A 24,500-nucleotide genomic window follows, 5' to 3' on the forward strand; every position below is an offset into this window, starting at 1 on the left:
ACAAACTTAACCAACGAGCCGCTCTCTAATCGTAGAATGTTGGTTAATCTTTGAGGGGTTTTAATCACACCTTCACTCCTGCTGATGGTGGACTGTAGCTAGAAGCAACGAGTGTAGGTCTCAACCTAGGCTACGCGGCTGCCGAGGAGCGGGTCAGTTGGACTTCGAGAGTCGCGTTATTGGGTGCGACTAGTAGTTCCCCATCAGATTTCGTCACCGCCCACTCCAGGCACCAGAGCGCTAGTCCCTCAGCGTGATTGAGCGGTGTCTCTTCTCCTGACTTGACGGCCTCAACATCTAATGCTGGAAGCCCGTTGGCATCATCATCGACCCGGAGAACGACCAATTCTCCATCTGAATTAGTGTTCTTGGTGGTTACTGAAACAGTGATATCGACATTCCCATCATTGTGTGTCGCGATCTGGTCGACGACGTCAGCGACCGCTGTCGGAAAGGTCTGTGGCGCTTCGACTATTGGGTCGCTAGTACACTGGTCAAATTCGACGCTCACACCTGGATTATCTGCCTCGACGTCTGTGAGCTTCGATGGTAATGCTTTGCTCAGATGAATTGGTTCAGGGTCCGCTTTCCCTTCAGCGAGCAGTTGTTTGATGCGCTGTGTACGTGTCGAAATCGTACTGAGTTCCCACGCAGCATTCTGTACGGCTTCCAGATCTGCCTGTGCCTCCTTATCGTCGACACGGGATGCGGCCAATTCTGCACGTCCAGTGATGATGTTCACTTCGTTTCGAACATTATGCCGTAAGATACGGTTCAGGACGTCCACCATCTCAGACCGTTCTTCGAGGGCGGTATTCGAGGCTTCGAGTTGTGCCTTGGTTTCGCGAATCTCCTCGATGCGCTGTTGCAGGGCGTCCCGTGTCGACGCTACCGTCCGGTTGAGATCGCCGAATTCGTCCGGGCGATCAGTATCGAACTCGACATCGTACTGGCCGTCTTCGATCCGCTCTGCTCGATCAGTTAGTCGGGAAAGCGCACCAGTCACATTCCGACCGAGCACGCTGACGACACTCACGAGTGCGAATAGCGTGAATACTGCAATCACGCCGATCCACCGGAACGCCTGTTGAGTAATCACGTACGCGTCGCTGGCCGGTGCATGCTCAATAACGACCCAGTCAGTGTTCGGGACCGAAGCATACGCCACAACATACTCACCGTCCGTGTCTGCTCGATTTTCGTACGCTGGTGACTCGGTGAACCCGGAACTCCCACGGAGACCACTACTGACAACTGGGGCGCGACGACTCCCATCTCGGTATTGGGTGAGTGTCGCCGCCGCCTCATCACTAAATACGACAGTCCCGTTCGAATTGACGACTCGCGTAAACCCGTTGTCGACAGGATGCTCGAATCGCTCGAAGACGCTTGCAGTATCCACCTCCACGACGAGCAACTGTTCCGGTGTCCGGCGGATTGGGGAAATGAAGCCGATGACCGTTTCGTTGGCTACTGCGTACGGCTCGGTGACTTGGACATCGTCAAAATCTCGGAAGGAAAACCGTTCATTCCAACTGAGATTTTCGATCGTCGTCCCCTCTAACGCCGGGTCGGTGCTCGTCGCGACTGATTGGTTCCGCCGGTCAATCACGTAAGCGCGGACGATCGCTGCGTCTGGCCGTTCATTTTTCTGGGCCTGTAGATACGTTCGAACTTCGGCTTGATCACCCTCCTCGTAAACAGGATGCTCGGAGAGGAGTCGGACAACGAGTCGATTCTTTTCACACCACTCCCTCAATTCGTTGGCTTCGGTTTCGGCCGCCGCCGTCATCGATTGCTCGACGTTCTCTTCGAGCAATCCGCCGACTTGGACATATAAGCCGACTGTGCCGATACTGATGACCAGAAACACGAGGAGCAATGCCGTTGCAAGCTTTCGCCGAAACGACGACCGACCGATGTCGAGAAGCGTACCAAGAACCGGAACATCCGACAGTGACCTACGCATCGACGGCTACCTCCTCATCTAAAAATTGTGTCGCGACCGCAAACGGATGGTCTCCATTGATTAGCACTTGCTTGTTGAGATCGCGCATCGTCGGTTTATTGAGTGCTGAAGCCACCGGCGCGAGCTCCTCGAAGATTTCCGGATGGTTGTCGATGAGTGGTGCGTATGCAGTTGGCGCCGGTTGGTACGGAAGGAAGTAGTCGCGGTCGTCTTCGAGGACTGTAATCGTGGACCGGTCTAGCTGGGGGTCGGTTGCGAACCCGCTTGCAATCTGGACTCGACCTTGCTCAAGTAGCTCGTAAGTCAGTCCGATGGATGTCACAATGAACGTCTCTGCCTCAAGTTTCTCTCTATCTTCCGTACTGACATCATAATACGAGGCAAGACCAGGCCATCCGTCTTGCCGGTGGAAGAATTCCTCGTTAACCGCTATTCCCGGGATTCGATCTCCGTTGCGGAGGTGGGTTGCCAGTTCACTGATGGTCGATACTCCCGTCTGTTCCGCCCACGTCGCGTCGGCGACAATAACGTACCCGTTCGAAAACGAGGCCGGTTCCGCCAGCTGGAGCTGCTGAGAGTGAGCATCCGACTGCACGCGCTCATAGAGTGAGTTGGGGTCCGTGATTCGTGTCTCGTGACGCGGCGGGAGCTGCATCCACGCCGTGCCCGTATACTCCCAGTACAGGTGTTGCTCGCCCGCTGCCGTCGCCTCCCAGTTCGATAGTGAATTCCCGGAGCCAATTTCGTCGACTGCTCGAACCCAATCGACTGATTGTAGGCGCTGGTACGCTAGATACCCGAGAATTTTCTGCTCGGTGAATGGCTTCGATCCTATCCGAACGGATACGGACTCTGAGTCAGGCTGCTGATTGCTGGCGCAGCCACCGAGGATTGCAGCAGCGCTCACCCCGCCGGCACGACCGACCCGGCCGAGATACTGCCGGCGTGTGAGCGACATATAAACATACCTGTACCGGCGAATGACATATAATTACTGGGACTACCCCAAACCGCCTAAAAAGCGGTAAAAACGCCAATAACATCCCATGATGGCCGCACTGACGGTTCTATCGGTGTCGTATAGTGGCGACAGAAAGCCTATGACCGGTGGAGATGGTCCTACAGATATGGCAGAGTGTCAGAATTGTGGAAGCCACGTGACTGAAGTCTACGTGCGCGTATTCACGCCGGACGCGGCTGAGAACCCGCGCGTCTGTCCGAACTGCGAGGATAAAACTCGGGACCGAAATGGCGTCCGCGAAAAACGAACGTAACTCCATTAACTTATCTCAGCGGTTGCCGTAATCAGAAACGTTTCTGGTCGTACCGCTTCGAACTCGACTGTGAATCCGTGCTGACGGAGCGTACTCGCTGTCTCAGTGGCGGAATACCGTTCATCGACGGGTGGTCCGTGGTTTCCACTCCCGGAAGCTGCCCAGTCCACGATAACGAACGTCCCCTGAGACCTGAGTACGCGACTGATTTCGCATAGTGCCTGTTCGGTCGCGAACTCGTGGTAGGTCATCGTCGAGAATGCGGCATCGAGGCTGTCGGTATCGAGTGGGAGGTCGTCGATGCCATTCGTCACGAGGTCGACGTTCTCGGGGACACCTTTCTCCCGGTAGTAGTCGTGCATCGCATCCTGGATGTCGACAGCGTACACCTGATCGACAGCCGGCGCGACGTCGTCGGTGTAGAACCCGGTTCCGCTACCAAGGTCTGCGACTGTCTCAGCGCCGTCTGGTGATAGTGCCCAGAGGAGTTCCTCTGCAGAGAGGAAGCGGTAGCGTCGCTGTGCGTCCTCGAGTTTGTCGGCGCGGTCGGCGTCGAAGGTGTGATGTCCCATCTTAGAGGTTGGCGAACGCCTCGTCGACAAGTTCGCCAGTGTCGGTGACAATGTCCGACATCTCCTCGTTGTCAGGCGCCATGCCGACAAGGCGGGCGATGCGCATGATTGAGACGTGGTAGACGACCTGCTTGTCGGGCTCCTCCTCCCAGATAACGACGTTGCAGGCCATGAGTGCGCCGAGCTTGTTGTCGGTTGCGTCAAGTGCACGGTCGGCTACCTCTGGGTTGCACGCGCCCAACACGTAGTAGGGGTCGCGGCCCGCGTTGACCTTCTCGTTGAGCATCTCGGAGGGCGAGAACTCTACGGGGACGCCGAAGCCGGCGTCCGTGAACACATCACGGACGTGTTCGATGGCATCTTCATGACTCATCTCGAGGGTCGCCTGTTCTTCGCCGATTTCTTCCGGATCGATCTTGCTCGGGTCGATTGGGAGCGTCATTCGTGTATTATATTGGGCCTACAGAACAAAGACTCTTCGGATACGTCCCCGAAAAAGCACTGCAACAGGAATTGAATCGCCATGCCACAGTCTTGGCTAAAATAGTATTGTGGTGTTCGGGAATAGCTTTAATCTTCTCTGTCACCCTATCTTCCGATATGATGGCCACTTCAGTGCGTGAGGATCTTGAACGCGATCTGGGGTGTCTCGATCTCTTAGGATGCGTTCACGGATTCAACGAGCGGGATCAGATGGCCTTTCAGCTGCTACAACAGGCAGAAAGGGGACTCACCGTCGATGACATAGCAGACCGACTGGATTGTGAGAGATCGACGGCGTATCGTTCGGTTTCCCGGCTTCACGAGGCTGGTGTTGTCGTACAGGAGCAAATAAACTACGACAGTGGCGGGTACTACTACGTGTATTGTCCGCGAACCCCCGAGGAAGTTGCTCACGACATGCAGCGACTACTCAACGACTGGTATGCGGACATCGGACAACTCATCCATGAGTTCGAAGATCGATATAGTCGGGACTCGGATGACAAAGAGAACCAGCCGCTGCAGTCCTGTCCCTAACGGTCGATGTGTTCGGTGCCGTCTATCGAGTCCGCTCATCTGGCTGTGCGTGTAGCACGCAGGACGACAGTGAACCCTGAGGCATATCGGTCGGCACGCGTCAGAACTGCGTAAACTCTTCTGCGGCGAACCAGGTGATGATGCTGCTCTCACTGCGGTGGAGGATGTCGCTGCACGTCGATTTCGAGACGCCCAACGTCTCTGCAACGTCGGTGAGCGTGGCTTCGCGTGGAACGGCGTAGTACCCCCCGTTGATTGCGACGGCCAGCACCTCGTGCTGTCGAGGTGTCAGCAGTCGGTCGGCTTCCAAAGAGCCTATTTCGACGATGGACTCGATGTCGTACTCGATGCTCGCCTCGTTGAGGTGCTTGCCGAGTTCGGACAGTCGATCCGACGATGTCGTCAGTTCCCACGTCGCGCGTCCGGCAAGGACGGTGAACGGTAACTCGACGGGGACGCCTGCCTGCCATAGAGGAAAGAGGAGCGGCGGACTCGTCGTTTCGACTTGCACGAGCGCAGTCCGCTCACGCTTCCAGAGCAAGTCGACATCGACAACGTCCGGTTGGCCCCGAACGTCCGCGAGGATGTCGAGGAGCTCGGCACTCTCAATCCGGAGGAGTGCGATTCCTGCGTCCTCACCTGCAAGCGCTGTAACGACTTCGAACGTCGTGGCGTCGTAGGACGTCGACAAATCGCGAATCCAGACATCCGACGGCAGGGAAATAGAGAGCTTGGCTCGGGGCATACTGGAATGTCATCACTGGAATCCCTTGCACTATCCCCTTACATATTCGAGCTATACTCACATGTTCGTATACACCCGACAGGTTCGTCCGAACTGGTACACGGACCGGATGATAATTCTCGGGCAGGTGTTCACGACGATGCAAACACGAAACAACCCGTTCCTTCTCATGGCCGGTCTGTATCTATCCGTCGGCTTACTGGCCGTCATCGGAAAGCTGGGTGTCGAATTCGGAGTAATCGACGCGTTGCCCCGGCTCCGTTGGTTGACGATCCACTTCGTTACCATTGGGGGGCTAACACAGGCGCTGTTCGGCGTACTCCCGGCCCTCGCGGGTTCCGCGTCCGCGACGACAGCCGTGACCACCCGGAACAGGTGGTTCCAGTGGCTGACACTGAACGCGGGATACCCGCTCGTTCTGATTGGGATGGCGACCGGCGACACGACGACCGCTACGGTCGGTGCGACGCTAGTCCTCACGGCCCTCGGCGGGCTGCTGGTGACGGTTTTCCGGACGAGTACGTCCGGCGACCGAGGGACTCGGTTCTTCAGAACCGCACCTTGGTTCCTAGTCGTCGGGATCCTCGCCGCGTTCGGGATGTTGTTGAACCTCCAAGGTCCCGGCGGATACTTCGGGTCGATCGAGGCACACGTCCACGCCAACGTCTGGGGCTTCCTCGCGCTCGTCGCCGCTGGCGCACTCCTCACGTCGATCCCGAACCTGTTCGGAGCCGACCTCCGGTACCCACGGCTCCGTAGCGTCACCTACTGGGGGGTCACTATTGGGGCGGCGGGACTCGTCGCCGGGCCGTGGCTCGCGCGCCACGAACTCACGATGGGCGGACTGGCTGTGTACGTCATTGGAACCGTAGCGCTGCTGGCGAACCTCATCGGGACGTACCGAGCCGGTGACCGGACTCACACTCGCAGACTCGCGCTCGTTCTCGGGGCGTATCTCTGGCTAGCGTTCCCGGTCCCGTGGGCGCCGCTCGTGTTGCTGTTCCCGGAGACCGTTCCCGGGACGGCAATCGAGTTAGCGGCGATTGACGGCCTGGTGTTCGGGTGGATGCTCCAGCTAGCGATGGCGTTCTTGCCCGCCGTTGTGGTTTCCCTTGGGAATGAGACGCAGGACGTCGTCTCACTGCTGGATGTGGGCGTCGAGACCGTCGGTCGGCCATCATGGGTTCAGATTGTAAGCGTTAATGTCGGAATGCTCGCACTCTGGGGCACGGCGATGCCGCCACTTGCGAGACTCGCGGACCTGCTGACGCTCGTCGGCTACCTGCTGATCGCCGTCGCTTGGGCGTTCCTGGTTGTCGACCTATGGACCGCACTGACCCCGCGAACCCCCGTGACTGGCCCTGCCACGGAATCTCTCTCCGAGTGAGGTCGCTCTGGGCCACCGAAGAGAATCTAGCAATATTGTGAATTCCGCGAAATATTTTTGACGCTACCGCACCAACGCCGAGTCATGAGCGACACGTTCGTGGTCACCGGCGGTGACGCCGCGGGGATGAGCGCCGCGAGCGAGGCCAAGCGCGAGGACCCGGATCTGGACGTCGGCTTCGAGAAGGGCGAGTGGGTGTCCTACGCCGCCTGCGGGATGCCGTACTATGTCAAAGGCGAGGTCGAGGACCTGCAGGACCTAGTCGCCGTGACGCCCGAGGAGTTCCGCAACGAGCGCGATATCGACCTCTGGACGGGTCACGAGGTCGTCGGCATCGATCCCGAGGCCGGATCCGTCACCGTCGAGGCTGATGGCGAAACGTTCGACCAGCCCTACGACCATCTACTCGTCGCGACGGCGTTCACGGCTGGTATGACCGAGATTGGACTCCGGAACACCGATCTGGCGTACGCCCCGCCGTTTAGCCCCGTCTGGGACTCGATACTCCCGGCGGCGAAAGTCCTCGGGGGGAAGGTAGCGGGCGAATGAGCGACGCTACGCCATCCGAGTACGTGCGAGCACACCGAGAGGAACTAGTAGCGCTCGCCCTCGACCTCCTCGCGATTGAGACGTCGAACCCGCCCGGCGACACGCGCGAAATCGTCGCCAAAATCGAACAATTCCTCGACCCGATTCCGGTCGACGTGGAGCGTTTTGCGGCTGATCCAGCAAAACCGAATCTGCTCGTTCGACTACCGGGTGGGTCTGACCACACACTGCTATACAATGGCCACCTCGATACGGTGCCCTTCGACGCAGATGCCTGGTCCCACGATCCACTCGGCGAGCGCGTCGATGAACACGTCTACGGCCGCGGTGCAACCGACATGAAAGGTGCCGTGGCGTCGATGCTGTTCGCAATTCAGGCCTTCGCAGCCACCGACACAGAACCACCTGTCGATCTTCAATTCGCGTTCGTGAGCGACGAGGAAGTGGGTGGTGACGCCGGCTTGCCAGCGGTACTGGACGCTGGAAACCTCCACGCTGACGCATGCGTGATTGACGAACCGACCTGTGAGGAAGGCCGCCACTCGGTCACAGTCGCGGACCGGGGCAGCATCTGGCTGACGCTTGAAGCCAGCGGTGAGGGGGCCCACGGCTCCCGGCCGGTACTCGGCGTCAATGCTATCGACCGACTCTACGACGCCATCGAGACTCTACGCGAACGGTTCGGCACCAAGCGACTCGAAATCGACGATGACATGGCACCGATCGTCGAGGAGTCAGTTGAATACTACGCCCCCTCGATGGGTGAGGCTGCCGCTCGAGAGCTGTTCTGGTATCCCTCGATCAATCTTGGCATCCTCGAGGGCGGGGACGCGATAAACACCGTCCCGCAGTCTGCGCACGCCGATGTTGACGTGCGACTGACCGCAGGTATCCACACGCCCGATGTGATCGATGAGATTCGCGAGTGCGTTGCCGACTGTAACGGTATCACAATAGCCGACGTCTCTTGGAGCGTCGGTACGGCCGAAGCTCCCGCCAGCCCACTCGTCGAGGCAGTTGCGTCGACCGCGGAGGAGATCACGGGTAATCGCGTCTTCAGGCGGAGTGCCACGGGCGGCGGTGACGCCAAGAAACTCCGGAACGCGGGCATCTCGACCGTCGAGTTTGCGCTCGGAACCGACACCGTCCATGCGCCGGATGAGTACGTTCCAGTGGACGTACTCGTCGACAACGCGGTCGTCTACGCCCAACTTCCAGCGAGGTGGCAGTCCCAGATCGACCAGTAGCAGCTGCAAACCTAGTGATGTTTCCGGATTGTCTGTTCTGGCAGGTGGCAGATTGTCGAGAAAGACTTAGGTATCTGTATTGTATACTTATGGGCATGAAGGGCAATATTGGTGCAACTGATAAACAAACTCGCATTGTTATCGGGCTAGGGATGGCTGTCGTCGGACTGGCGACGCTCGGTGGCCTATTGGGACTCGGGATGATGGTCGGCGCGGTCGTGACGCTGCTGGGCCTTGTTCTCGTGGGGACTGGACTCGCCCGGGTCTGTCTCCTCTACCGTCTGTTTGGGATCGACACGTCACGCTCCCATTAGGATGGAGCGGTTCCAGAATACTGACCAGCCTGACTGGGACTGATGGAGCAAGCTCTGACTGACCCCTGGCGCGACGCTCCGAAAACTTGGTCTCGAGTCCGGCAACTCAGTCGCTGAGATCGGTTGTGGAAACGGCTACTTTACGCTTCCAGGAGCCCGTATCGTCGACTCTGAGCCAGTATACGCGATCGACTTAGATGAGGCGCTTCTCGAGGAACCCGATCGCCTTGCCGGACAGCAGAATATCGAAAACATCGTCTCAATTCAAGGTGTCGCTAGGAACTTGATCGGGGAAATCCCCGAACGTGTTGACACGCTCGTAGTTGCGAACACGTTCCAAGGCGTGGAGAGCCAACCGAAGTTTCTCGATCAGGTGTACCAAGCGACTGAACCCGACGGGAGGCTGATAGTAGTCAACTGGCGCGAACGTCCACGTGAGATGACGACTGTCGGAGGTGTACCCCGAGGACCCCCGACGGAACTTCGAATGACACCCAGAGAAACTGAGGATGTGGTACTCTCAACGGTAGTGTTCGATCTGGACCGGCAGGTCATCTGCCGCCGTATCACTACGCACTCATGTTCGATCGGTAGACAAGCGGACTTCCCGCAGTTCTGTGACCGTTGTCCAGCAACTAGCTCCGATTTCGCTGACTTTCAGAATCTTGGAATTACTATACAATACAAGTGGATCCCACCCTCAACTCCCGTTTGTGAGATGTCTATGACCGATATCGAACCTGACGAAACCGTCGATGCAAGGGGCGCAGCCTGCCCCGGTCCGCTGATGGACCTCATTGGAAAGATTCGGAGCGCCGAGTCGGGGGACGTGATCCGACTCCTGAGTGACAACGACCAGTCGCTCACAGATGTACCTGAATGGGCCGAGGAGGCTGGCAACGAACTGCTCGTCGTCGAGGAGTTCGACGATCACAACGCGTTCTACGTAGAGAAAGCATGACCGAGCACGTCGTTATTGTCGGCGGCGGGACTGGTGGCACCGTCCTCGCGAACGATCTCGCTGACCGGCTCGAACCGGAACTCGACGCCGGCGACGTGCGCGTCACGCTGGTCAACGACGACCCCGATCACGTCTACAAACCTGTCTGGCTGTACGTGCCGTTCGGCCAGCGGGAACCGGACGACGGCCGCCGTTCGTTCGACGACCTCGTCGACGATGCTATCGACCTCCGGATTGACCGCGTGACCGATATCGACACTGACGCCCAGCGGCTCCAGTTTCACGACGGCGTTCCGTCGATCGACTACGACCATCTTGTGTTGGCGACGGGGTCGATGCTGGAGCCCGACCAGATCCCCGGACTCACGGAGGGCGGATACAACTACTACAGCGAGTCGGGCGCGACTGATCTGCGTGACGAACTGTTGGAGTTCACCGAGGGCGATCTGGTGTTGAGCGTCATCGGGACGCCCCACATGTGTCCGGCGGCACCACTCGAATTCGTCTTCATGGCCGACGACTGGCTCCGTGAGCGCGGTTTCCGCGAGGACGTCGATATCACGTACACGTATCCGATCCAACGCGTCCACGGCAACCCCCACATCGCCGAGTGGGCCCGCCCCATCATGGAGGAACGGGACATCAACGTCGAGACGTTCTTCAACGCCGAGTCGGTCGACCCCGACGCGGAGACCATCACGTCGATGGAGGGGACCGAACTCGATTACGACCTCCTCGTGACGATTCCACCTCACGGCGGGATCGACCTGATCGAAGAGGCGGGGCTCGGCGACGACGGCTGGGTCGACGTCGACAAACACACGCTCGAAGCTGAGGCTGCCGAGAACGTCTACGCGCTCGGTGACACCGCCGACACCGGCGTCCCGAACGCGGGCAGCGTCGCCCACTACCAGGCCGGCGTCGTCGGCCAGCGCCTCGCCAGCGAGATCCGCGGCCGCCCGGCGACGGCGACCTACGACGGGAAGACGCTGTGCTTCATCGAGACGGGGATGGACGCGGCGTCCTTCGTCGAGTTCGACTACGAGAATCCGCCGTCGCCGGCGCCGCCCTCGGAGAAACTCCACTGGTCGAAGCTGGCGTACAACGAATCCTACTGGCTGACTGCACGAGGGCTGCTCTGATTATGTCTGAACCGCAGAATCCTGAGCCGTCTGAGTTGGAGGCGGCGATTGAACGGAACCCCGAGGCGGTCGCCGAGTTCGTGGAGCACCTCAACGCCGTCAACGAGCTACTGGACGTGCTCTCGCTCGGTGAGAGCGCGCTCGACGACGAGATGGTCCGGGAGCTATCGGCTACGGGATCGACACTGGCAGAGTCCGCAGACGGGCTGGCGACCGACGAGACCGTGGCGCTGGCCGAGGCGGTTGGGGAGAACGGCGACGACCTGCGGGAGGCCCTTGACACGTTGCTCGCGCTCCACCAAAGCGGGACGCTCGATGACTTGGCCGAACTCGCGGAGGTAGGGTCGTTGGCGACCGCGGCGCTCGACGACGAGATGGTCACGTCACTGGCCGGTACCGGTGCTGCAGTCGGCGAGGTAGCGCAGACGGCCGCTGACGACGATACTCGTGGTGGCATCCAAACGCTGCTGGAGAGCGTCGGTGAGGCGGAGCAGAGCTCCCCCGAGCAGGTCGGAGCCGTTGGTCTGCTTCGCGGATTACGTGATCCGGATGTCCAGTACGGGTTGGGCTACCTGCTGGCGCTTGCAGGCGCGCTCGGCCGTGCACAATCCACCAAGAAGTCACACTAACCGCTCTCACCGAGTCGGACCACTCTCCCAGACGATGTAGACGGGGGAGTGATCGCACCGTATTGTATTGTACAGTAAACCCAAGACTATTAAACGCTCGGTGCGTAGAGTCTGGCAATGGAAACACAGATAGCGAGGACGGACAGCGTGGTTTCGCTTGGTGACGACGACATCGAAACGGTCGTCGAAGACAGTAGCGTCGCGCTCGTGGAGTTCTACACGGAGTGGTGTGGCACCTGCAAGCGGATGGAGCCGGTTCTCGAAGCCCTCGCGGAAGACACTGACGCGACGATCCTGACGATAGACATCGAATCGAATCTCGAAACGGCAATCGAATTCGGTGCCCAGAGTACACCCTCGTTCGTCCTGTTCGTCGACGGTAAACCAGTGAAGCGACTCCGTGGAGGCCAGAACGAACAGACGCTCCGGGACCTGATCGCCCAGTACCACGACTAACTCACCGCCAACGAGATGAACCCGAGAGAACTCCGCGCCGACACGCCCGCCCTGCATGAGGACGTCTACCTGAATTTCGGCGCTCACGGGCCGAGTCCACAGTACGTTGTCGAGGCTGCTGACGAGTTCGTACGGTCACACGAGTACGAGACGAGCACGCGAAACGATCCCTACGAGGTTGCATTCGACACCTATGACCGCGTGCGAGAGCGCGTCGCCACCTTCGTCGGTGCGGACGACGACGAGATCGCGCTCACGGAGAGCACGACCGCGGGCATCAACGCCGTCGCGACCTCTATTGACTGGGAGCCCGGCGACACCGTCGTCCGAACCGATCTTGAACACCCAGCTGGGACGCTCCCGTGGCAACGCTTGGAACAGAAAGGCATCGATGTTCGCGTCGTCGAGACGGAGAACGGTCGCGTCGATCTCGACGCCTTCACCGAGGCCGTCGAGGACGCGCGCCTGGCCTGTTTCAGCGCGGTGACGTGGACGCACGGCACTCAGTTGCCCGTCAGCGATCTCGTCGATATCGCCCACGAGGCTGGCGCGTTCGCGCTCGTTGACGCTGTGCAAGTGCCGGGACAGCTTCCGATGGATGTCGGCGATTGGGGTGCGGACGCCGTCGCGGCGGCCGGTCACAAGTGGCTGCTGGGGCTGTGGGGCGGCGGCTTCCTCTACGTCGACCGGACAGTTGCTGACTCCCTCCTACCCACCACAGTTGGGTACCGAAGCGTCGAGACGCCGACTGCAGATCCCTACGAGTTCGCAGCTGGCGCCCGCCGATTCGAGGTCGGCTCGGCGAACCCGGCTCCACACGTCGCCCTAGCGGAAGCCATCGAGGCGATAGATGAAGTTGGAGTTGACCGTATCGCTGGTCGGATTCAGGAATTGGCCAGCGAGCTGGCCGATGGAATTCCAGACAACCGGGTTCTCAGTCCAGCGGACCCCGACTCGGGACTCGTGACTATCGACGTGGATGACCCTGAAGGGACGGTTGACCGACTCGCGTCGGAGGGAATCGTCGTTCGGGCCTTGCCGACGCCGGATGCCGTCCGCGCGTCGGTCCACGCGGTCAACACTCGCGCTGAGATCGAGCGGCTGCTGGATGTCCTCGCATCGGAGTGGAACTGACGCAATTATTGTTTTCCGCTGACTCCCACTACGACAGTCTCTCCGGGCCTACTCGTTGAGATCAAACGCCGCTGCTGGAGTGACAGTCGGTGGGATACCGCTATCGAAGAGAAGTTCTGTCTGCTTCAATCGACCTGTACGCGACCGCTGTCGTCGACGAGGATGTCGTGACCACGATACTCGAATCGGATCTTGAGGTCAGACGCTGTCGAATCCTCGACTAACGTTTCTACTGCATCCGGATCGACAACCTCGGCTAGCGGTGGCTCAAGCGTGACTGGCTCGACGTCCTCCGCCTTCGCGACGGCCTCGACAATCTGGGGAATCGGATTCTCGAGTTTGTTCATCGGAGATTAGACGAGGAGCTGGATGTCGGAGTCGGCCATGTCTTGGAGGGCGGTGGCGGCGCCGACACCCGTGGTGACGCCATCGTAGAAGTCATCCTCATCGTAGTCCATCAGGTCGATGGTCATCTGACAGGCCTGGAACTCCACACCCATGTCGAGGCTCGTCTCGATGAGCTCCTCGATGGTGGCGGTGTCGTTGTCCGCGATCTTATTCTCCATCATCTTCGTCGTCACCCGGTCCATGCCGGGGAGCGCGGCAACGGCGTTCGGAACGGGCATGTTGGGGTTGCCGACCGAACTCAGCTTGAGGTTCTTCGAGCGTTCCTCGTGGAGAATGTCGAGTCCCCAGAACGTGTGGAAGACTGTCACGTCGTAGCCGAAGGCGGCGGCGGTGCTGGCGAGGATGAGCGGCGGGTACGCCATGTCCAGCGTGCCCTTCGTCGCGATGATGCTCATCTTCTTGCTCTCGTCGTCGGTCGTGGCTTCGGCGAGCGCCTCCTCGAGTTCGTCGACGCGTGCGGCCAGCTCCACACGTGAGGGCGGGTCGTCGGTCGGCGCGTCGGGTGTGTCCGTGCTCATTCTTACTCCGTCTTGCGGACGTAGTGTTTGTACACGTCGTCGCCTTCCTCCTGGTCGACGAGCTCGACGCCTTCAGTGCCGGCCGCCCAGCCGTCGATGTCGCTCATGCTGCCGGAATCCGTCGCCAGTACTTCGAGGATATCACCGGCGGCGAGGTCGTCGATTGCGCCTTTCGTCTTCACCACAGGCATGGGACACGATGCACCCTTCACGTCAAGCGTCTCCGCGATGTCATATTCTGCACTCATTGGTTATCTGCTCCGTTAGTCTGTATTGGAGCTACCGCACAATATCCCCTGCCCAACTAAAAGATTGTCGGTTCTTGTGCTTACTACAAACTACTAAACGGGGGTTGACTCCCGCTAATAGTCCTGATAACGTTCAATCGGGGGTATTGAGCATATCTGACGCATATTCTCCCACGCGGTATTGTAGAGTTGAGGAAATACTATGAAAATGCTTTTGTACATCCGGCCGGTAGAAGTGATTGCACAACATGAACGCTGATGACTTCCCGACTCCCGATGTCGAAGTCGCGTCGGTCGAGCCGGAAACGCTGAAGGACCGCATCGACGCCGGCGAGGACATTACCCTCCTCGACGCGCGCATGCAATCCGATTACGAGGAGTGGCACATCGACGGCGACAACGTCACGTCGATCAACATCCCGTACTTCGAGTTCCTTGAGGACGACATCGATGAGGACGTCCTCGATCAGATTCCCGACGACCGCGAGGTGACCGTCCTGTGTGCGAAAGGCGGCGCCAGCGAGTACGTCGCGGGCACGCTCGCGGAGCGCGGCTACGACGTGAACCACCTCGAGGACGGCATGAACGGCTGGGCGAGCATCTACGAGACCGTCGAAATCACCGACTACGACGGCGCGGGTACGCTCCTCCAGTACCAGCGGCCGTCCTCGGGCTGCCTCGGCTACCTCCTCTACGACGACGGCGAAGCCGCGATCATCGACCCCCTCCGCGCGTTCACCGAACGCTACCTCACGGACGCCGACGATCTCGGCGTCGACCTGCAGTACGCGCTGGATACGCACGTCCACGCCGACCACATCTCGGGCGTTCGCGACCTCGACGCTGCGGGCGTCGAGGGCGTCATCCCCGAAGCGGCCGTCGACCGCGGCGTCACGTATGCGGACGAGCTGACCACGGCCGGGGACGGCGACACCTTCCAGGTCGGCGACGCCACCATCGAGGCCGTCTACACACCTGGCCACACGACCGGAATGACCTCGTACTTGGTCGACGGCAGCCTGCTCGCGACCGGTGACGGGCTGTTCATCGAGAGTGTGGCCCGCCCCGACCTCGAGGAAGGTGACGATGGGGCACCGGACGCGGCCCGCATGCTCTACGAATCCCTGCAGGAGCGCGTGCTAACGCTGCCCGACGATACACTCGTGGGGGGTGCGCACTTCAGCGATGCCGCCGAGCCCGCCGCGGACGGTACCTACACCGCCCCGATTGGCGAGCTCGTCGAGGAGATGGACGCGCTCACGATGGACGAGGACGACTTCGTCGACCTGATCCTCTCGGACATGCCGCCGCGGCCGGCTAACTACGAGGACATCATCGCGACGAACCTCGGCCAGAACGTCGTCGACGACGACGAAGCATTCACGCTGGAGCTTGGGCCGAACAACTGTGCCGCCAGCCAGGACTCGCTTGCGGGTGACTAACGACGCCGATGGTCACTGACCCAGTACTGCTCCAAGCGGCTGCCGAGCTGTTCCCGAACGGGATCAGCCGGTACGCCGTTGGCGGACTGCTCGTCGGCCTCGGAACCGTCCTGATCTATATCGGGACTGGTATCTCTGCCGGAGCGAGCACGTTCCTGGAGTCGACGCTGTCGTACGTCTCCAATCGGTCGCGGTTCCAGCAGTACGTCGGCTCTCGGGACTGGCGGCTCGTGTTCACGGCCGGCATCATCCTCGGCGCACTGGCCTTCGCCGCGACGTTCCAGTCTGGAGTGGTCACGAGCTCGCTGTACAAACCCGGGACCACCGGGCAGCTGTACGAGGTCGCCGGTGTGACGCTTTGGATGACCGATGTCCAGCCGTGGCGGCTGTTCGTCGGCGGCATCCTCGTTGGCATCGGGACCCGGATCGGCAAGGGCTGCACGTCCGGACACGGCGTCTGTGGCGTCGGCTCGGCGTCGAAGACCTCCCTGGTCGGCGTGCTGACGTTCCTGACCGTCGCCATCGGGACCGCGCAGGTTGTCGCCGCGCTGGGGGTGAGTCCATGAGCGACCGCCACCCGCTGTTCAAGCCGCTGATCTTCGTCGGCGGCATCGTGTTCGGGTTCGGGCTCGGGTTCAGTCACATGGCGCGGCCGGAGGTCGTTCTGAACTTCCTCCAGTTCGACGACCTCGGCCTCCCGTTCGTCATGTTCGGGGCCGCTATCGTCTCCGGGGTCGCGTTCGCGCTGCTGCCACGGATCCGAGATGCCGCCCCCCTCACGGGCGACCCATACGAGCGCCGGCTGAAGCCGTTCGATCGGAACGTCCTGGTCGGCGGCGCCGTCTTTGGCGTCGGCTGGGGACTGTCCGGCATCTGCCCGGGCGCCGCGTACGCGAGCCTCGGCGTCGGCAACATTACGATTCTCTGGGCGCTCGCCGGGATGTTCCTCGGCGCGTACGCTCAGGGCTACTGGCGGAGCCGTACCCGGTCGGGTGACACCGGCGTAACGGGCGCAGACTAACTCACCTCTATGGACCCCGCTCTCATCGCCCTCTTCGTCGGTGCAGCGCTCGCCAGCCTGTTCATGGCGTGGGTCATCGGCGCCGGGTCGAGCGGCGCGACGCCGTACGCCCCTGCTGTCGGCGCGAACGCCATCGGAACGATGCGGGCTGCGTTCCTCGTCGGCATCTTCGGCTTTGCTGGTGCCGTCACGCAGGGGGGGAACGTCTCGGAAGCCGTCGGGAACGGCCTCGTCGGCGGTATCAGCCTGCCGATCGCCGGCGTCATCCTCGTGCTCATATTGGGCGCGGGGCTGATGGCCGTTGGTATCACGACCGGCTATCCGATTGCGACGGCGTTCACCGTGACTGGCGCCGTCATCGGTGTCGGCCTCGCTCTCGGTGGCACGCCGGTCTGGCCGAAGTACCGCCAGATCGCCGCGGTCTGGGTACTGACGCCGTTTGCCGGCGGCGGCATCGCGTTCGGCATCGCGAGCCTCCTCCCGCGTCCCGATGTCCCCGAGCGGTACAGCATTCCTGTCCTCGCCGGCCTTGTTGGAGCCGTCCTCATGAACGTCCAGTTCAGCTTCCTGGGTGAGGGGGGAACGTCAGGAACACTCCGCGGTTTCGGACAGCAGGTGCTCGCATTTGACGGGCCCGCCTCGGCAGTCAGTATTACCGGCTTCGCAGCGCTAGCCGTCGCGGCTGTCGTCTGGTGGGACGTCAGTCACGACGAACGCGGCGGTCTGCGTCGGGTGCTGCTGGCGCTCGGGTCACTCGTGGCGTTCTCCGCGGGCGGGAGCCAGGTCGGGCTCGCCGTCGGGCCGTTGCTGCCGCTGCTCGACGAGGTCGGGATGGTTTCGACGTTCGCCGTGCTCGTCGGTGGCGGCCTCGGAATGCTCGTTGGCTCTTGGACGGGAGCGCCGCGAATGATTAAGTCGCTTGCCCAAGACTACTCGTCGCTCGGCCCGCGGCGTTCCATCTCGGCGCTCGTGCCGTCGTTCCTGATCGCACAGCTGGCAGTGCTGCTAGGCGTCCCGGTCTCGTTCAACGAGATCGTCGTCAGCGCTATCATCGGAAGCGGTGCCGCCGTTGGTGGTCGGGAAGCTGTGGATGCCAGAAAAATTCTCCTGACAGTTGGGGCGTGGGCAGGATCGTTCTTCCTCTCGTTCGCGCTCGCGTACGCTACTGGATCACTCCTGTTGTAGCTGCGCCGGTTTGTGAACTAATCCGCAGTCTCTTTCGTCTGTCGTGGACTCGCGACTCCAAGTGGATCGGTCGTCGATGTCGCGGTGACCAGCCGCAGATACTGGCCAGCGTTTCTGAGTAGTTTGTTCTCTGCCTTCCGGAGGTGTTCTTCGTACGTCGAGCGGGCGACGGCCGTCTGCTCGGCGAGGTCACGAAGGGAGGTCTTTCGGGGCTGTTCGTAGTACCCGCTTTCGAGGGCCAGCTGGAGTGCTGCCAGCTGCCGGTCAGTGATGTTCTCGAATAGTTGACCTGCCGGTGCCAGCATGCTGTGGGGGATCTGTGTGTCCGAGATCGATGTTTTCGAGAGCAGTTCAATATCCCTGTCGGAGCGTAGGTCCCCGAGCAGTTCTCGAATATCTGCACCGTCGAACGCAACCACCGTGTAGTGCTCCCATCCTTGGCGGTAGATCGTCGGTGATTGATACAGACAGTTGTGCTCCTCAAAACGGTCGATGATGGACTCTTCGAGCGAACAGAGACAGGACTGGGTGACGACGTGGTACCCATCATCGTCCGCCGATTCGTGCAGGACGGTCCCGATCTCGTCAATATCGTCGAGTAATTCGTCGGTGGGAGTTGTCTCCGTCGTGATTTCGAGCACTTGGCAATCGCTCAACGGCCATTCACGTATCGTCAAGTCCGGGTATCGCTCCGATATCTTCCGGTACGGGCACTCGTGTTTGACCCGAATCGACGCCTCGTACAGTCCCATACGCATGGTTTCGAACTCGATGTAATTAGCGGTGCCGGTCATGACCGGCAGTACTCATATGCAGGTATATCCGCTATTCGTGAATACCGATGCAGGAGATCTCGGCAGAGAAACTGGGCGAACAGTTACAGGACGAAGACGAGGAGGCACCACTCGTCCTCGACATCCGCCATCAGGGGGATTTCGAAGAGTGGCACATCCCGGGCAGCCGCAACATCGACGTCTACGACGAATTGTCTGACGACCCGGAACAGGCCGTAGAACCGCTCTCCGATCTGCCCGCTGACAGACAACTCGTGACCGTCTGTGCCGCAGGCGTCGTCTCACAGACTGCGACAGAAGTCCTCCGAGAGCTTGGCTACGACGCGGTGACACTGACGGACGGGATGAACGGCTGGAGTCGTGTCCACCGGCACGCAGAAGTGCCAGCTGACATCGACGGTACACTCGTCCAAGTCGCGCGCCCAGGGAAGGGCTGTCTCTCGCACGTCCTCGTCTCCGACGGTGAAGCAGTCGTCTTCGATCCGTCACACTACCTCGACGAGTACGAGGCGATTCTCGACGAGTACGACAGCGAACTCGTCGGCGTCTTCGACACACACGCCCACGCGGATCACATCTCGGGCGGCGCGGAGCTCGCCGACCGACACGACGTCCCCTACTATCTCCACCCGAAGGACGCCCTCGCCATCGACGCAACGCCTATCGAGGACGGCGAGACCCTGACGGCCGGCCAACTCGACGTCGAAGCAATCCACACCCCTGGACACAGCGAGGGGAGCCTCTCGTTCGCCGTCGACGGATCGGCGCTGCTCACGGGGGACACGCTGTTCCACCAGAGCGTCGGCCGTGTGGAACTCGGCGTTGAGGCCGGGATTGAGGAATCAGACGTGGAAGGGAACGCCGCGACGCTCTACGAGAGCCTCCAGCGGTTGCTGGACCATTCTGACGACGTGTTGGTCCTGCCGGCGCACGATCCAGGCTCGCCGGAACCGCCGGTGACTGAAACCCTCGCGGAAGTAAAGAACCAGAACGACGACCTCGACCGCGATCGTGAGGCGTTCATCGAGGAGCTCGCGTCGGACATCCCGGATCATCCGCCGAACTTCGAGCGCGTCAAAATGACGAACGTCGGGCAAGAATCAGTCCCGGCAGACGAACTAGCAGAGCTGGAACTGGGCCCGAACAACTGTGCGGCCGAATAATCCATGAGTACGACAACTGAACTCCGCCAAGGGATCCGCGAACACCTCGGGCAGTTCTCGCTGCACGTCCTGCTCGTCTTCGCGACTGGCCTGACCATCGGCTCCGAACGGACCGTCGTTCCCGTGCTGGGGGAGGACGTCCTCGGCGTTGAGTCGTTCCTCGTGATCGGATCGTTCGTCGTCTCGTTCGGCGTCGTGAAGTCGATTCTCAATCTCTACGCCGGCAAGTGGGGCGAGGAGTACGGCCGCAAGCCCGTCCTCATCGCCGGGTGGGCGACAGCGCTCCCCCTGCCGATCATCCTCATCTTTGCCCCGAGTTGGGGCTGGATCACAGTGGGGAATATTCTGCTAGGGGTCAACCAGGCGTTGACTTGGAGCATGGCGATTAACGCGAAGATCGACCTCGCAAGTCCCGATCAGCGCGGTCTCGCGGTCGGCATCGACGAGGCGTTCGGCTACACTGGCGTCGCCGTCGGCGCTTGGGTCACGGGCGTCATCGCCGGCCAGTGGAGTCTACGGCCCGAGCCGTTCTACTTCCTCGGCGTCGTCGTCGTGCTGGCGTTCCTCATCTCGATCTTCCTGATCAAGGAAACCGTTCAGTACGCGCAGGCCGAGGGTGATGACGACGATCACGACGCGAACCTCCCGTTCAATGAGGTGCTGAAGCGCGCGACGTACGGCGACCGGACGCTGTTCGCGGCGGCGCAGGCCGGCCACATCGAGAACTTCGTCGATACACTGTTCTGGATCGCCGTCCCGCTTTATCTGGTGAGCCAAGGGCTCGGTATCGCGGCGGTCGGGGTCGTCATCGGCGTCCACAGCGCGATGTACTTCCTCCAGATTGCGACCGGCGGGCTCGCGGACCGCATAGGTCGCCGTCCCCCCGTCATCGCCGGGATGTTCCTCGCGGGCGCGGGCGTACTCGGAATGGTGCTCGTCGATGGCTACCTCCCGTGGGCCGTGCTGGCTGGCGTCTCTGGTCTGGGGATGGCGCTGCTGTACCCGAACCTAATGACGGTCCCGAGCGATGCGGCCCACCCGACGTGGCGCTCGGCTGGGATGGGCGTCTACCGGATGTGGCGTGACTCCGGGTACGCTGTCGGCGCGGTCCTGATCGGACTCTCAATGGAGTTCGTGAACGTTGAGGCCGCGTTTTATCTGACCGCTGGTCTAATGTTTGTTTCCGGCGCGGTGGTATACCTCTGGATGGAGGAGACGCATCCCGAGTTCGGTACTCACGAGCCACCCGCGCCTGCGAGGGCCGGAAGGAGAAGCGTCACTGATGACTGAATGCTTCGTGGGGACCCGTCTTGTGGGCCCCCACGCACCCTGAGAGCTGGCAAGGGCTGACGACGCCCAACGATATCGCAGCCCTGGCGTTGTCTCTCTCAGACTGCCCGGGGTGGCGGGACGAGAAAGACGTTACCCGTTGCCTGTGCGACGATCTCCTCGGAGACACTCCCTAACAGGAGCCGTCGGATACGGCTTCTCCCTTTCGACCCGACAAGGACCGTCGACGGTGTCACCTCAGATTCGACGGCGAGGATTTCGTTGGCGGGATCGCCGTGTCGGACCTCGACCTGCGTCTCGATGCCCCAGTTTTCCAGCGTGCTCGCACGCTTGGCCAATTGGTCCTGTGGGCTGGCATCGTCGTCGACGTCCTCGTCTTTCGGCGACCGAACGTGAACGAGCGTAACCTCCTCGCTCGCGTGACGGAGGTACGAGAAGGCGTCGAACGCTCGGTCGGCGTTCTCAGAGAAGTCCGTCGCGAAGAGAACTCGCTGAAAGAGGTGTTCCCGGAGAACCTCAGGGTCGTCGGTCCCTCGTTCGACGCGGTTGACCAATAACGGAACGACAGTCGTCCGTGCGAGGTTGCGGGCTGTCGAGCCGATGATCCGGTTCTCTAACGGGCTTTGTCCCCGTGAGCTGATGACCGATAGATCGGCATGGACGGCCTCAGCGATGCCGTTGATACGTCGATAGGGGGTCCCACGGACGACGTGAGTCTCGACGTCGAATCCGGAGGCCTCGATGACCGTCCGATACTGGTCGAGCGCTCGTCGACGTTGCTCTTCGAAATTCACACCGGGCATCCCGGAGTGGACGTTCGCCAGAACGACCGTCACGAGGTGAATCGTATCGACGCCGATACGGCCCAAGCACTCGAGGCAGGTTTCGTTCTCTATTGCGGCCTCACTTGCAGCCGACAGGTCGGTCGCGCACAGGGCCCTCATAGCGACACTTTAGTCCAGTATCCACAAATGGTTTTGTTCGATTTTGTAAAAATAGTCAATAACGGAATTCCCGCTGAGCTGTCATGTGAGCTGCCAACGTCTGTATGTTTTGTATAAGTTATCGATACTCTGGTCGAGGTTATTGGAATATAGTCTTGTATAGTAATCCCAAAACCGTTATAGGCACGAGGCGGGTAGGGGCTACCGAGCAGAAATGTGCAAACAGCGAATTCCCGCGTTCGAAACTCAGAGGGAGAACCGATGGCAGGACTAGAGATTCCCACATGGGATCCGGAGACAGCCTTGCTTATTGGCACGATTCTACTGGAAGCGATCGTGCTGTACGTGGGCTACGGTGGCCTCGAACGGCTCTTCGGGCCCTATCTGATGAAGCTCCTCGTCGGGGGTGACGCGGATGCTCGATAGTCTCCTCGGCGGCGCAGGAATCCTGGGGACGAGTCCCGAGATGCTGGCGCTGTTCGTCGGCTTCGGCCTCGTCGTCGGGGTTCTGTTCGGCTTCTTCGGCATGGGCGGGTCGTTCCTCGTCACCCCGGCCCTGCTGATGCTGGACTACGAACCGTCGGTCGCCGTTGGGAGTGGGATGGCGTTCGTGTTCGGGACGGCCGTCATCGCGACCCTGAAGCACCACGATCTCGGGCAGGTCGATTACAAGCTCGGCGCGATTATGATCACCGGGACGACGATCGGAATCGAGGCCGGGCGCGCTAGCGTCTACTACCTCGAGTCGCTGGGGCTCGCGGGCGGCATCATCAGCGTCGCCTACGTGGTCCTGCTCGGCGGTGTCGGCGCGATGGTAACCCGTGACGCGTTGAAGAGTAATGGCGGCGGTGGTATCGATCACGAGGCTGCAGACAAGGATCTCGACGAGTACGAGATCCCAGAAATCGCCAAAACGATTCAGCAGACCGTTCGAATTCCGCCGATGGTGACGCTCCGCGGCGACGTCCGTGTCTCCGTGTGGGTTATCACGGCCGTCGCGTTCGCGACTGGTCTTCTGTCCGGCTTCCTCGGCGTCGGTGGCGGGTTCATCCGGATGCCGGCGATGATCTACGCCATCGGCGTCCCGGTACCCGTCGCCGTCGGGACCGACCTCTTCGAGATCGTCTTCTCCGGCGGTCTCGGGAGTTACCTCTACGGACAGGGAGGCGGCGTGAACCTCGGTATTGTTGCCCCGCTGTTGTTCGGGAGCGCACTCGGGGCGCGGATTGGATCTGCTGCGACCGCCGTTGTCGACGCTGACGGCATCAAGATCTACTTCGGGGGGATGCTTCTGATCGGTGCCGTTGCCGTGGGTATCGGCGAGATCGGTTCTTACCTCGGTAACCCAACTCTCGAACTGCTCGGGCTGGTACTGGTTATTGGCGCGGCGGTCGTCGTCGCCTTCGCGATTCTGTACACGACGATTTCGTCGCTCCGGCAGGAGCGTCATCAGGGGACCACGGTTACCGACTGATCTGGTTTTCCGCCAACCCGCTACCCGGTCGGGTTAATTTGATTGTTTACTCTCTAGATCTCTCCAAAGGTCGAGTAACTGTTCCCGCCTTTTCCTGTGTACCTCTCCAGGGTCACCGCGAAATTGTGCGAACCGTGCAAAAGTCTTTTAATGGCTCAGTACGTACGTAGTTTTGATAACAATGCCAGATTCGATGTCTGAACAGCTCCGTCGGGACATGGAGTGTGAGGGGCTGCTGGAGTGTTTCCACGGCCTCAAAGAACTCGATAAGCAGTGCTTCCAAGCGCTCGTTGAGTCGGAAGAACCGCTGACCGTCGACGAAATCGCCGACGCAGTCGATCGTGAGCGCTCGACGGCCTACCGTGCCGTCCAACGACTGCTGCAGACCGGCTTCATCGAGAAAGACCAGATCAACTACGACCAGGGTGGCTACTACCACGTCTACTCGCCGACTGACCCCTCCAAGATCGCCGACGACATGCAGCGCCTGCTCAACGACTGGTACGCGAAGATGGGCCAGCTCATCCAGGAGTTCGAAACCAAGTACGAGCAGTCCGAAACTGCGGCTCCTGCAGCCGAAAGCTAACGCTCTATTTCTCCGTACCTCTGGTTCT

General features: G+C 60.6%; 29 protein-coding genes and 2 pseudogenes. 21 read left to right on the top strand and 10 right to left on the bottom strand.

Annotated elements, in window-relative coordinates; genetic code table 11:
* Positions 1 to 130 precede the first annotated feature (130 nt).
* Positions 131 to 1,969 (bottom strand): HAMP domain-containing protein, encoded by a 1,839-nt coding sequence (locus GRX01_RS03625; protein ID WP_159663530.1) that lies wholly within the window; start codon positions 1,967 to 1,969, stop codon positions 131 to 133.
* Complete coding sequence (locus GRX01_RS03630; protein ID WP_159663532.1) at positions 1,962 to 2,927, bottom strand: ABC transporter substrate-binding protein; 966 nt, start codon at positions 2,925 to 2,927, stop codon at positions 1,962 to 1,964. The genes GRX01_RS03625 and GRX01_RS03630 overlap by 8 nt, the downstream gene beginning before the upstream one ends.
* 169 nt (positions 2,928 to 3,096) lie before the next feature.
* On the opposite strand from GRX01_RS03630, the gene GRX01_RS19685 reads away from it, so the two are divergent.
* The gene (locus tag GRX01_RS19685) at positions 3,097 to 3,243 is read left to right on the top strand and encodes a DUF7563 family protein (protein WP_449271447.1); all 147 of its coding nucleotides are present in this window, start codon (positions 3,097 to 3,099) and stop codon (positions 3,241 to 3,243) included.
* Between the two features lie 5 nt (positions 3,244 to 3,248).
* Here the strand turns inward: GRX01_RS19685 and GRX01_RS03635 are convergent, their stop codons facing one another.
* Both GRX01_RS03635 and GRX01_RS03640 read right to left on the bottom strand, forming a co-directional pair.
* The gene (locus GRX01_RS03635; protein ID WP_159663534.1) at positions 3,249 to 3,815 is read right to left on the bottom strand and encodes a class I SAM-dependent methyltransferase; all 567 of its coding nucleotides are present in this window, start codon (positions 3,813 to 3,815) and stop codon (positions 3,249 to 3,251) included.
* A gap of 1 nt (position 3,816) precedes the next feature.
* On the bottom strand, positions 3,817 to 4,257 hold the full coding sequence (locus GRX01_RS03640) for a DUF302 domain-containing protein (protein WP_159663536.1): 441 nt from the start codon (positions 4,255 to 4,257) through the stop codon (positions 3,817 to 3,819).
* A gap of 161 nt (positions 4,258 to 4,418) precedes the next feature.
* Between GRX01_RS03640 and GRX01_RS03645 the strand changes: the two genes are divergently transcribed.
* A complete protein-coding gene (locus tag GRX01_RS03645) occupies positions 4,419 to 4,835 on the top strand; it encodes a helix-turn-helix domain-containing protein (RefSeq protein WP_159664035.1) in 417 nt (138 codons plus the stop codon).
* 100 nt (positions 4,836 to 4,935) lie between these two features.
* On the opposite strand, the gene GRX01_RS03650 is transcribed toward GRX01_RS03645, so the two are convergent.
* Positions 4,936 to 5,580: a helix-turn-helix domain-containing protein gene (locus tag GRX01_RS03650; RefSeq protein WP_159663538.1), complete on the bottom strand. Its 645-nt coding sequence runs from the start codon at positions 5,578 to 5,580 to the stop codon at positions 4,936 to 4,938.
* 61 nt (positions 5,581 to 5,641) lie between these two features.
* Here GRX01_RS03650 and GRX01_RS03655 point away from each other — a divergent pair, with 61 nt between their 5' ends.
* From GRX01_RS03655 to GRX01_RS03700, 10 genes and pseudogenes are all read left to right on the top strand, one after another.
* Positions 5,642 to 6,967: a hypothetical protein gene (locus tag GRX01_RS03655; protein WP_201289495.1), complete on the top strand. Its 1,326-nt coding sequence runs from the start codon at positions 5,642 to 5,644 to the stop codon at positions 6,965 to 6,967.
* A gap of 84 nt (positions 6,968 to 7,051) precedes the next feature.
* Positions 7,052 to 7,396: pseudogene (locus GRX01_RS03660) on the top strand (FAD-dependent oxidoreductase); the annotation flags it as partial.
* Between the two features lie 116 nt (positions 7,397 to 7,512).
* A complete protein-coding gene (locus GRX01_RS03665; protein ID WP_159663542.1) occupies positions 7,513 to 8,763 on the top strand; it encodes a M20 family metallopeptidase in 1,251 nt (416 codons plus the stop codon).
* Between the two features lie 89 nt (positions 8,764 to 8,852).
* Complete coding sequence (locus GRX01_RS03670; protein ID WP_159663544.1) at positions 8,853 to 9,077, top strand: YgaP-like transmembrane domain; 225 nt, start codon at positions 8,853 to 8,855, stop codon at positions 9,075 to 9,077.
* A 58-nt stretch (positions 9,078 to 9,135) separates the two neighbouring features.
* Positions 9,136 to 9,671 (top strand): annotated as a pseudogene (locus GRX01_RS03675) (class I SAM-dependent methyltransferase).
* Between the two features lie 130 nt (positions 9,672 to 9,801).
* Positions 9,802 to 10,038: a sulfurtransferase TusA family protein gene (locus GRX01_RS03680; protein ID WP_159663546.1), complete on the top strand. Its 237-nt coding sequence runs from the start codon at positions 9,802 to 9,804 to the stop codon at positions 10,036 to 10,038.
* Positions 10,035 to 11,180: an NAD(P)/FAD-dependent oxidoreductase gene (locus GRX01_RS03685; RefSeq protein ID WP_159663548.1), complete on the top strand. Its 1,146-nt coding sequence runs from the start codon at positions 10,035 to 10,037 to the stop codon at positions 11,178 to 11,180. The genes GRX01_RS03680 and GRX01_RS03685 overlap by 4 nt, the downstream gene beginning before the upstream one ends.
* A gap of 2 nt (positions 11,181 to 11,182) precedes the next feature.
* Positions 11,183 to 11,809: a DUF1641 domain-containing protein gene (locus tag GRX01_RS03690; protein ID WP_159663550.1), complete on the top strand. Its 627-nt coding sequence runs from the start codon at positions 11,183 to 11,185 to the stop codon at positions 11,807 to 11,809.
* Between the two features lie 117 nt (positions 11,810 to 11,926).
* The gene (locus GRX01_RS03695; protein WP_159663552.1) at positions 11,927 to 12,265 is read left to right on the top strand and encodes a thioredoxin family protein; all 339 of its coding nucleotides are present in this window, start codon (positions 11,927 to 11,929) and stop codon (positions 12,263 to 12,265) included.
* Positions 12,266 to 12,280: 15 nt separating this feature from the next.
* Positions 12,281 to 13,399 carry an aminotransferase class V-fold PLP-dependent enzyme gene (locus GRX01_RS03700; RefSeq protein WP_159663554.1) on the top strand — a complete coding sequence of 373 codons (1,119 nt, stop codon included), beginning with the start codon at positions 12,281 to 12,283 and terminating at the stop codon, positions 13,397 to 13,399.
* Positions 13,400 to 13,524: 125 nt separating this feature from the next.
* On the opposite strand, the gene GRX01_RS03705 is transcribed toward GRX01_RS03700, so the two are convergent.
* The 3 genes from GRX01_RS03705 to GRX01_RS03715 are packed head-to-tail and all read right to left on the bottom strand — an operon-like array spanning position 13,525 to position 14,573.
* Positions 13,525 to 13,746: a HalOD1 output domain-containing protein gene (locus GRX01_RS03705; protein ID WP_159663556.1), complete on the bottom strand. Its 222-nt coding sequence runs from the start codon at positions 13,744 to 13,746 to the stop codon at positions 13,525 to 13,527.
* A gap of 6 nt (positions 13,747 to 13,752) precedes the next feature.
* Positions 13,753 to 14,325: a DsrE/DsrF/DrsH-like family protein gene (locus GRX01_RS03710; RefSeq protein WP_159663558.1), complete on the bottom strand. Its 573-nt coding sequence runs from the start codon at positions 14,323 to 14,325 to the stop codon at positions 13,753 to 13,755.
* Positions 14,326 to 14,327: 2 nt separating this feature from the next.
* On the bottom strand, positions 14,328 to 14,573 hold the full coding sequence (locus tag GRX01_RS03715) for a sulfurtransferase TusA family protein (RefSeq protein WP_159663560.1): 246 nt from the start codon (positions 14,571 to 14,573) through the stop codon (positions 14,328 to 14,330).
* 248 nt (positions 14,574 to 14,821) lie between these two features.
* Here GRX01_RS03715 and GRX01_RS03720 point away from each other — a divergent pair, with 248 nt between their 5' ends.
* The 4 genes from GRX01_RS03720 to GRX01_RS03735 are packed head-to-tail and all read left to right on the top strand — an operon-like array spanning position 14,822 to position 18,221.
* On the top strand, positions 14,822 to 16,015 hold the full coding sequence (locus GRX01_RS03720) for an MBL fold metallo-hydrolase (protein ID WP_159663562.1): 1,194 nt from the start codon (positions 14,822 to 14,824) through the stop codon (positions 16,013 to 16,015).
* 8 nt (positions 16,016 to 16,023) lie between these two features.
* On the top strand, positions 16,024 to 16,581 hold the full coding sequence (locus GRX01_RS03725; RefSeq protein WP_159663564.1) for a YeeE/YedE family protein: 558 nt from the start codon (positions 16,024 to 16,026) through the stop codon (positions 16,579 to 16,581).
* Positions 16,578 to 17,036, top strand: coding sequence for a YeeE/YedE family protein (locus GRX01_RS03730; protein ID WP_159663566.1), 459 nt, complete (start codon positions 16,578 to 16,580; stop codon positions 17,034 to 17,036). The genes GRX01_RS03725 and GRX01_RS03730 overlap by 4 nt, the downstream gene beginning before the upstream one ends.
* A gap of 9 nt (positions 17,037 to 17,045) precedes the next feature.
* A complete protein-coding gene (locus GRX01_RS03735; RefSeq protein WP_159663568.1) occupies positions 17,046 to 18,221 on the top strand; it encodes an inorganic phosphate transporter in 1,176 nt (391 codons plus the stop codon).
* A gap of 17 nt (positions 18,222 to 18,238) precedes the next feature.
* Here GRX01_RS03735 and GRX01_RS03740 read toward each other — a convergent pair whose 3' ends face one another.
* Entirely contained in the window at positions 18,239 to 18,973 is a 735-nt protein-coding gene (locus GRX01_RS03740; protein ID WP_159664039.1) for a helix-turn-helix domain-containing protein, read from the bottom strand.
* Between the two features lie 89 nt (positions 18,974 to 19,062).
* Between GRX01_RS03740 and GRX01_RS03745 the strand changes: the two genes are divergently transcribed.
* Both GRX01_RS03745 and GRX01_RS03750 read left to right on the top strand, forming a co-directional pair.
* Positions 19,063 to 20,178, top strand: coding sequence for an MBL fold metallo-hydrolase (locus GRX01_RS03745; protein WP_159663570.1), 1,116 nt, complete (start codon positions 19,063 to 19,065; stop codon positions 20,176 to 20,178).
* A gap of 3 nt (positions 20,179 to 20,181) precedes the next feature.
* Positions 20,182 to 21,468 (top strand): MFS transporter, encoded by a 1,287-nt coding sequence (locus GRX01_RS03750; RefSeq protein ID WP_159663572.1) that lies wholly within the window; start codon positions 20,182 to 20,184, stop codon positions 21,466 to 21,468.
* 98 nt (positions 21,469 to 21,566) lie between these two features.
* On the opposite strand, the gene GRX01_RS03755 is transcribed toward GRX01_RS03750, so the two are convergent.
* Positions 21,567 to 22,412, bottom strand: coding sequence for a universal stress protein (locus GRX01_RS03755; protein WP_159663574.1), 846 nt, complete (start codon positions 22,410 to 22,412; stop codon positions 21,567 to 21,569).
* A gap of 261 nt (positions 22,413 to 22,673) precedes the next feature.
* On the opposite strand from GRX01_RS03755, the gene GRX01_RS18740 reads away from it, so the two are divergent.
* The 3 genes from GRX01_RS18740 (at position 22,674) to GRX01_RS03765 (ending at position 24,472) form a co-directional block, all read left to right on the top strand.
* Positions 22,674 to 22,838 (top strand): DUF7512 family protein, encoded by a 165-nt coding sequence (locus GRX01_RS18740; protein WP_201289496.1) that lies wholly within the window; start codon positions 22,674 to 22,676, stop codon positions 22,836 to 22,838.
* Positions 22,828 to 23,886, top strand: coding sequence for a sulfite exporter TauE/SafE family protein (locus GRX01_RS03760; RefSeq protein WP_159663576.1), 1,059 nt, complete (start codon positions 22,828 to 22,830; stop codon positions 23,884 to 23,886). Before GRX01_RS18740 ends, GRX01_RS03760 begins: the two co-directional genes overlap by 11 nt.
* A 181-nt stretch (positions 23,887 to 24,067) precedes the next feature.
* A complete protein-coding gene (locus GRX01_RS03765) occupies positions 24,068 to 24,472 on the top strand; it encodes a helix-turn-helix domain-containing protein (RefSeq protein ID WP_159663578.1) in 405 nt (134 codons plus the stop codon).
* Positions 24,473 to 24,500 lie beyond the last annotated feature (28 nt).

It is taken from the genome of Halobaculum saliterrae, from assembly GCF_009831625.1.
GTDB classification, from domain to species: domain Archaea; phylum Halobacteriota; class Halobacteria; order Halobacteriales; family Haloferacaceae; genus Halobaculum; species Halobaculum saliterrae.

Bases quoted from the DNA above. Each gene is read 5' to 3' on its own strand.
- GRX01_RS03625 (WP_159663530.1), bottom strand. From the start codon at position 1,969: ATGCGTAGGTCACTGTCGGATGTTCCGGTTCTTGGTACGCTTCTCGAC.
- GRX01_RS03630 (WP_159663532.1), bottom strand. From the start codon at position 2,927: ATGTCGCTCACACGCCGGCAGTATCTCGGCCGGGTCGGTCGTGCCGGC.
- GRX01_RS19685 (WP_449271447.1), top strand. From the start codon at position 3,097: ATGGCAGAGTGTCAGAATTGTGGAAGCCACGTGACTGAAGTCTACGTG.
- GRX01_RS03635 (WP_159663534.1), bottom strand. From the start codon at position 3,815: ATGGGACATCACACCTTCGACGCCGACCGCGCCGACAAACTCGAGGAC.
- GRX01_RS03640 (WP_159663536.1), bottom strand. From the start codon at position 4,257: ATGACGCTCCCAATCGACCCGAGCAAGATCGATCCGGAAGAAATCGGC.
- GRX01_RS03645 (WP_159664035.1), top strand. From the start codon at position 4,419: ATGGCCACTTCAGTGCGTGAGGATCTTGAACGCGATCTGGGGTGTCTC.
- GRX01_RS03650 (WP_159663538.1), bottom strand. From the start codon at position 5,580: ATGCCCCGAGCCAAGCTCTCTATTTCCCTGCCGTCGGATGTCTGGATT.
- GRX01_RS03655 (WP_201289495.1), top strand. From the start codon at position 5,642: ATGTTCGTATACACCCGACAGGTTCGTCCGAACTGGTACACGGACCGG.
- GRX01_RS03665 (WP_159663542.1), top strand. From the start codon at position 7,513: ATGAGCGACGCTACGCCATCCGAGTACGTGCGAGCACACCGAGAGGAA.
- GRX01_RS03670 (WP_159663544.1), top strand. From the start codon at position 8,853: ATGGGCATGAAGGGCAATATTGGTGCAACTGATAAACAAACTCGCATT.
- GRX01_RS03680 (WP_159663546.1), top strand. From the start codon at position 9,802: ATGACCGATATCGAACCTGACGAAACCGTCGATGCAAGGGGCGCAGCC.
- GRX01_RS03685 (WP_159663548.1), top strand. From the start codon at position 10,035: ATGACCGAGCACGTCGTTATTGTCGGCGGCGGGACTGGTGGCACCGTC.
- GRX01_RS03690 (WP_159663550.1), top strand. From the start codon at position 11,183: ATGTCTGAACCGCAGAATCCTGAGCCGTCTGAGTTGGAGGCGGCGATT.
- GRX01_RS03695 (WP_159663552.1), top strand. From the start codon at position 11,927: ATGGAAACACAGATAGCGAGGACGGACAGCGTGGTTTCGCTTGGTGAC.
- GRX01_RS03700 (WP_159663554.1), top strand. From the start codon at position 12,281: ATGAACCCGAGAGAACTCCGCGCCGACACGCCCGCCCTGCATGAGGAC.
- GRX01_RS03705 (WP_159663556.1), bottom strand. From the start codon at position 13,746: ATGAACAAACTCGAGAATCCGATTCCCCAGATTGTCGAGGCCGTCGCG.
- GRX01_RS03710 (WP_159663558.1), bottom strand. From the start codon at position 14,325: ATGAGCACGGACACACCCGACGCGCCGACCGACGACCCGCCCTCACGT.
- GRX01_RS03715 (WP_159663560.1), bottom strand. From the start codon at position 14,573: ATGAGTGCAGAATATGACATCGCGGAGACGCTTGACGTGAAGGGTGCA.
- GRX01_RS03720 (WP_159663562.1), top strand. From the start codon at position 14,822: ATGAACGCTGATGACTTCCCGACTCCCGATGTCGAAGTCGCGTCGGTC.
- GRX01_RS03725 (WP_159663564.1), top strand. From the start codon at position 16,024: ATGGTCACTGACCCAGTACTGCTCCAAGCGGCTGCCGAGCTGTTCCCG.
- GRX01_RS03730 (WP_159663566.1), top strand. From the start codon at position 16,578: ATGAGCGACCGCCACCCGCTGTTCAAGCCGCTGATCTTCGTCGGCGGC.
- GRX01_RS03735 (WP_159663568.1), top strand. From the start codon at position 17,046: ATGGACCCCGCTCTCATCGCCCTCTTCGTCGGTGCAGCGCTCGCCAGC.
- GRX01_RS03740 (WP_159664039.1), bottom strand. From the start codon at position 18,973: ATGGGACTGTACGAGGCGTCGATTCGGGTCAAACACGAGTGCCCGTAC.
- GRX01_RS03745 (WP_159663570.1), top strand. From the start codon at position 19,063: ATGCAGGAGATCTCGGCAGAGAAACTGGGCGAACAGTTACAGGACGAA.
- GRX01_RS03750 (WP_159663572.1), top strand. From the start codon at position 20,182: ATGAGTACGACAACTGAACTCCGCCAAGGGATCCGCGAACACCTCGGG.
- GRX01_RS03755 (WP_159663574.1), bottom strand. From the start codon at position 22,412: ATGAGGGCCCTGTGCGCGACCGACCTGTCGGCTGCAAGTGAGGCCGCA.
- GRX01_RS18740 (WP_201289496.1), top strand. From the start codon at position 22,674: ATGGCAGGACTAGAGATTCCCACATGGGATCCGGAGACAGCCTTGCTT.
- GRX01_RS03760 (WP_159663576.1), top strand. From the start codon at position 22,828: ATGCTCGATAGTCTCCTCGGCGGCGCAGGAATCCTGGGGACGAGTCCC.
- GRX01_RS03765 (WP_159663578.1), top strand. From the start codon at position 24,068: ATGCCAGATTCGATGTCTGAACAGCTCCGTCGGGACATGGAGTGTGAG.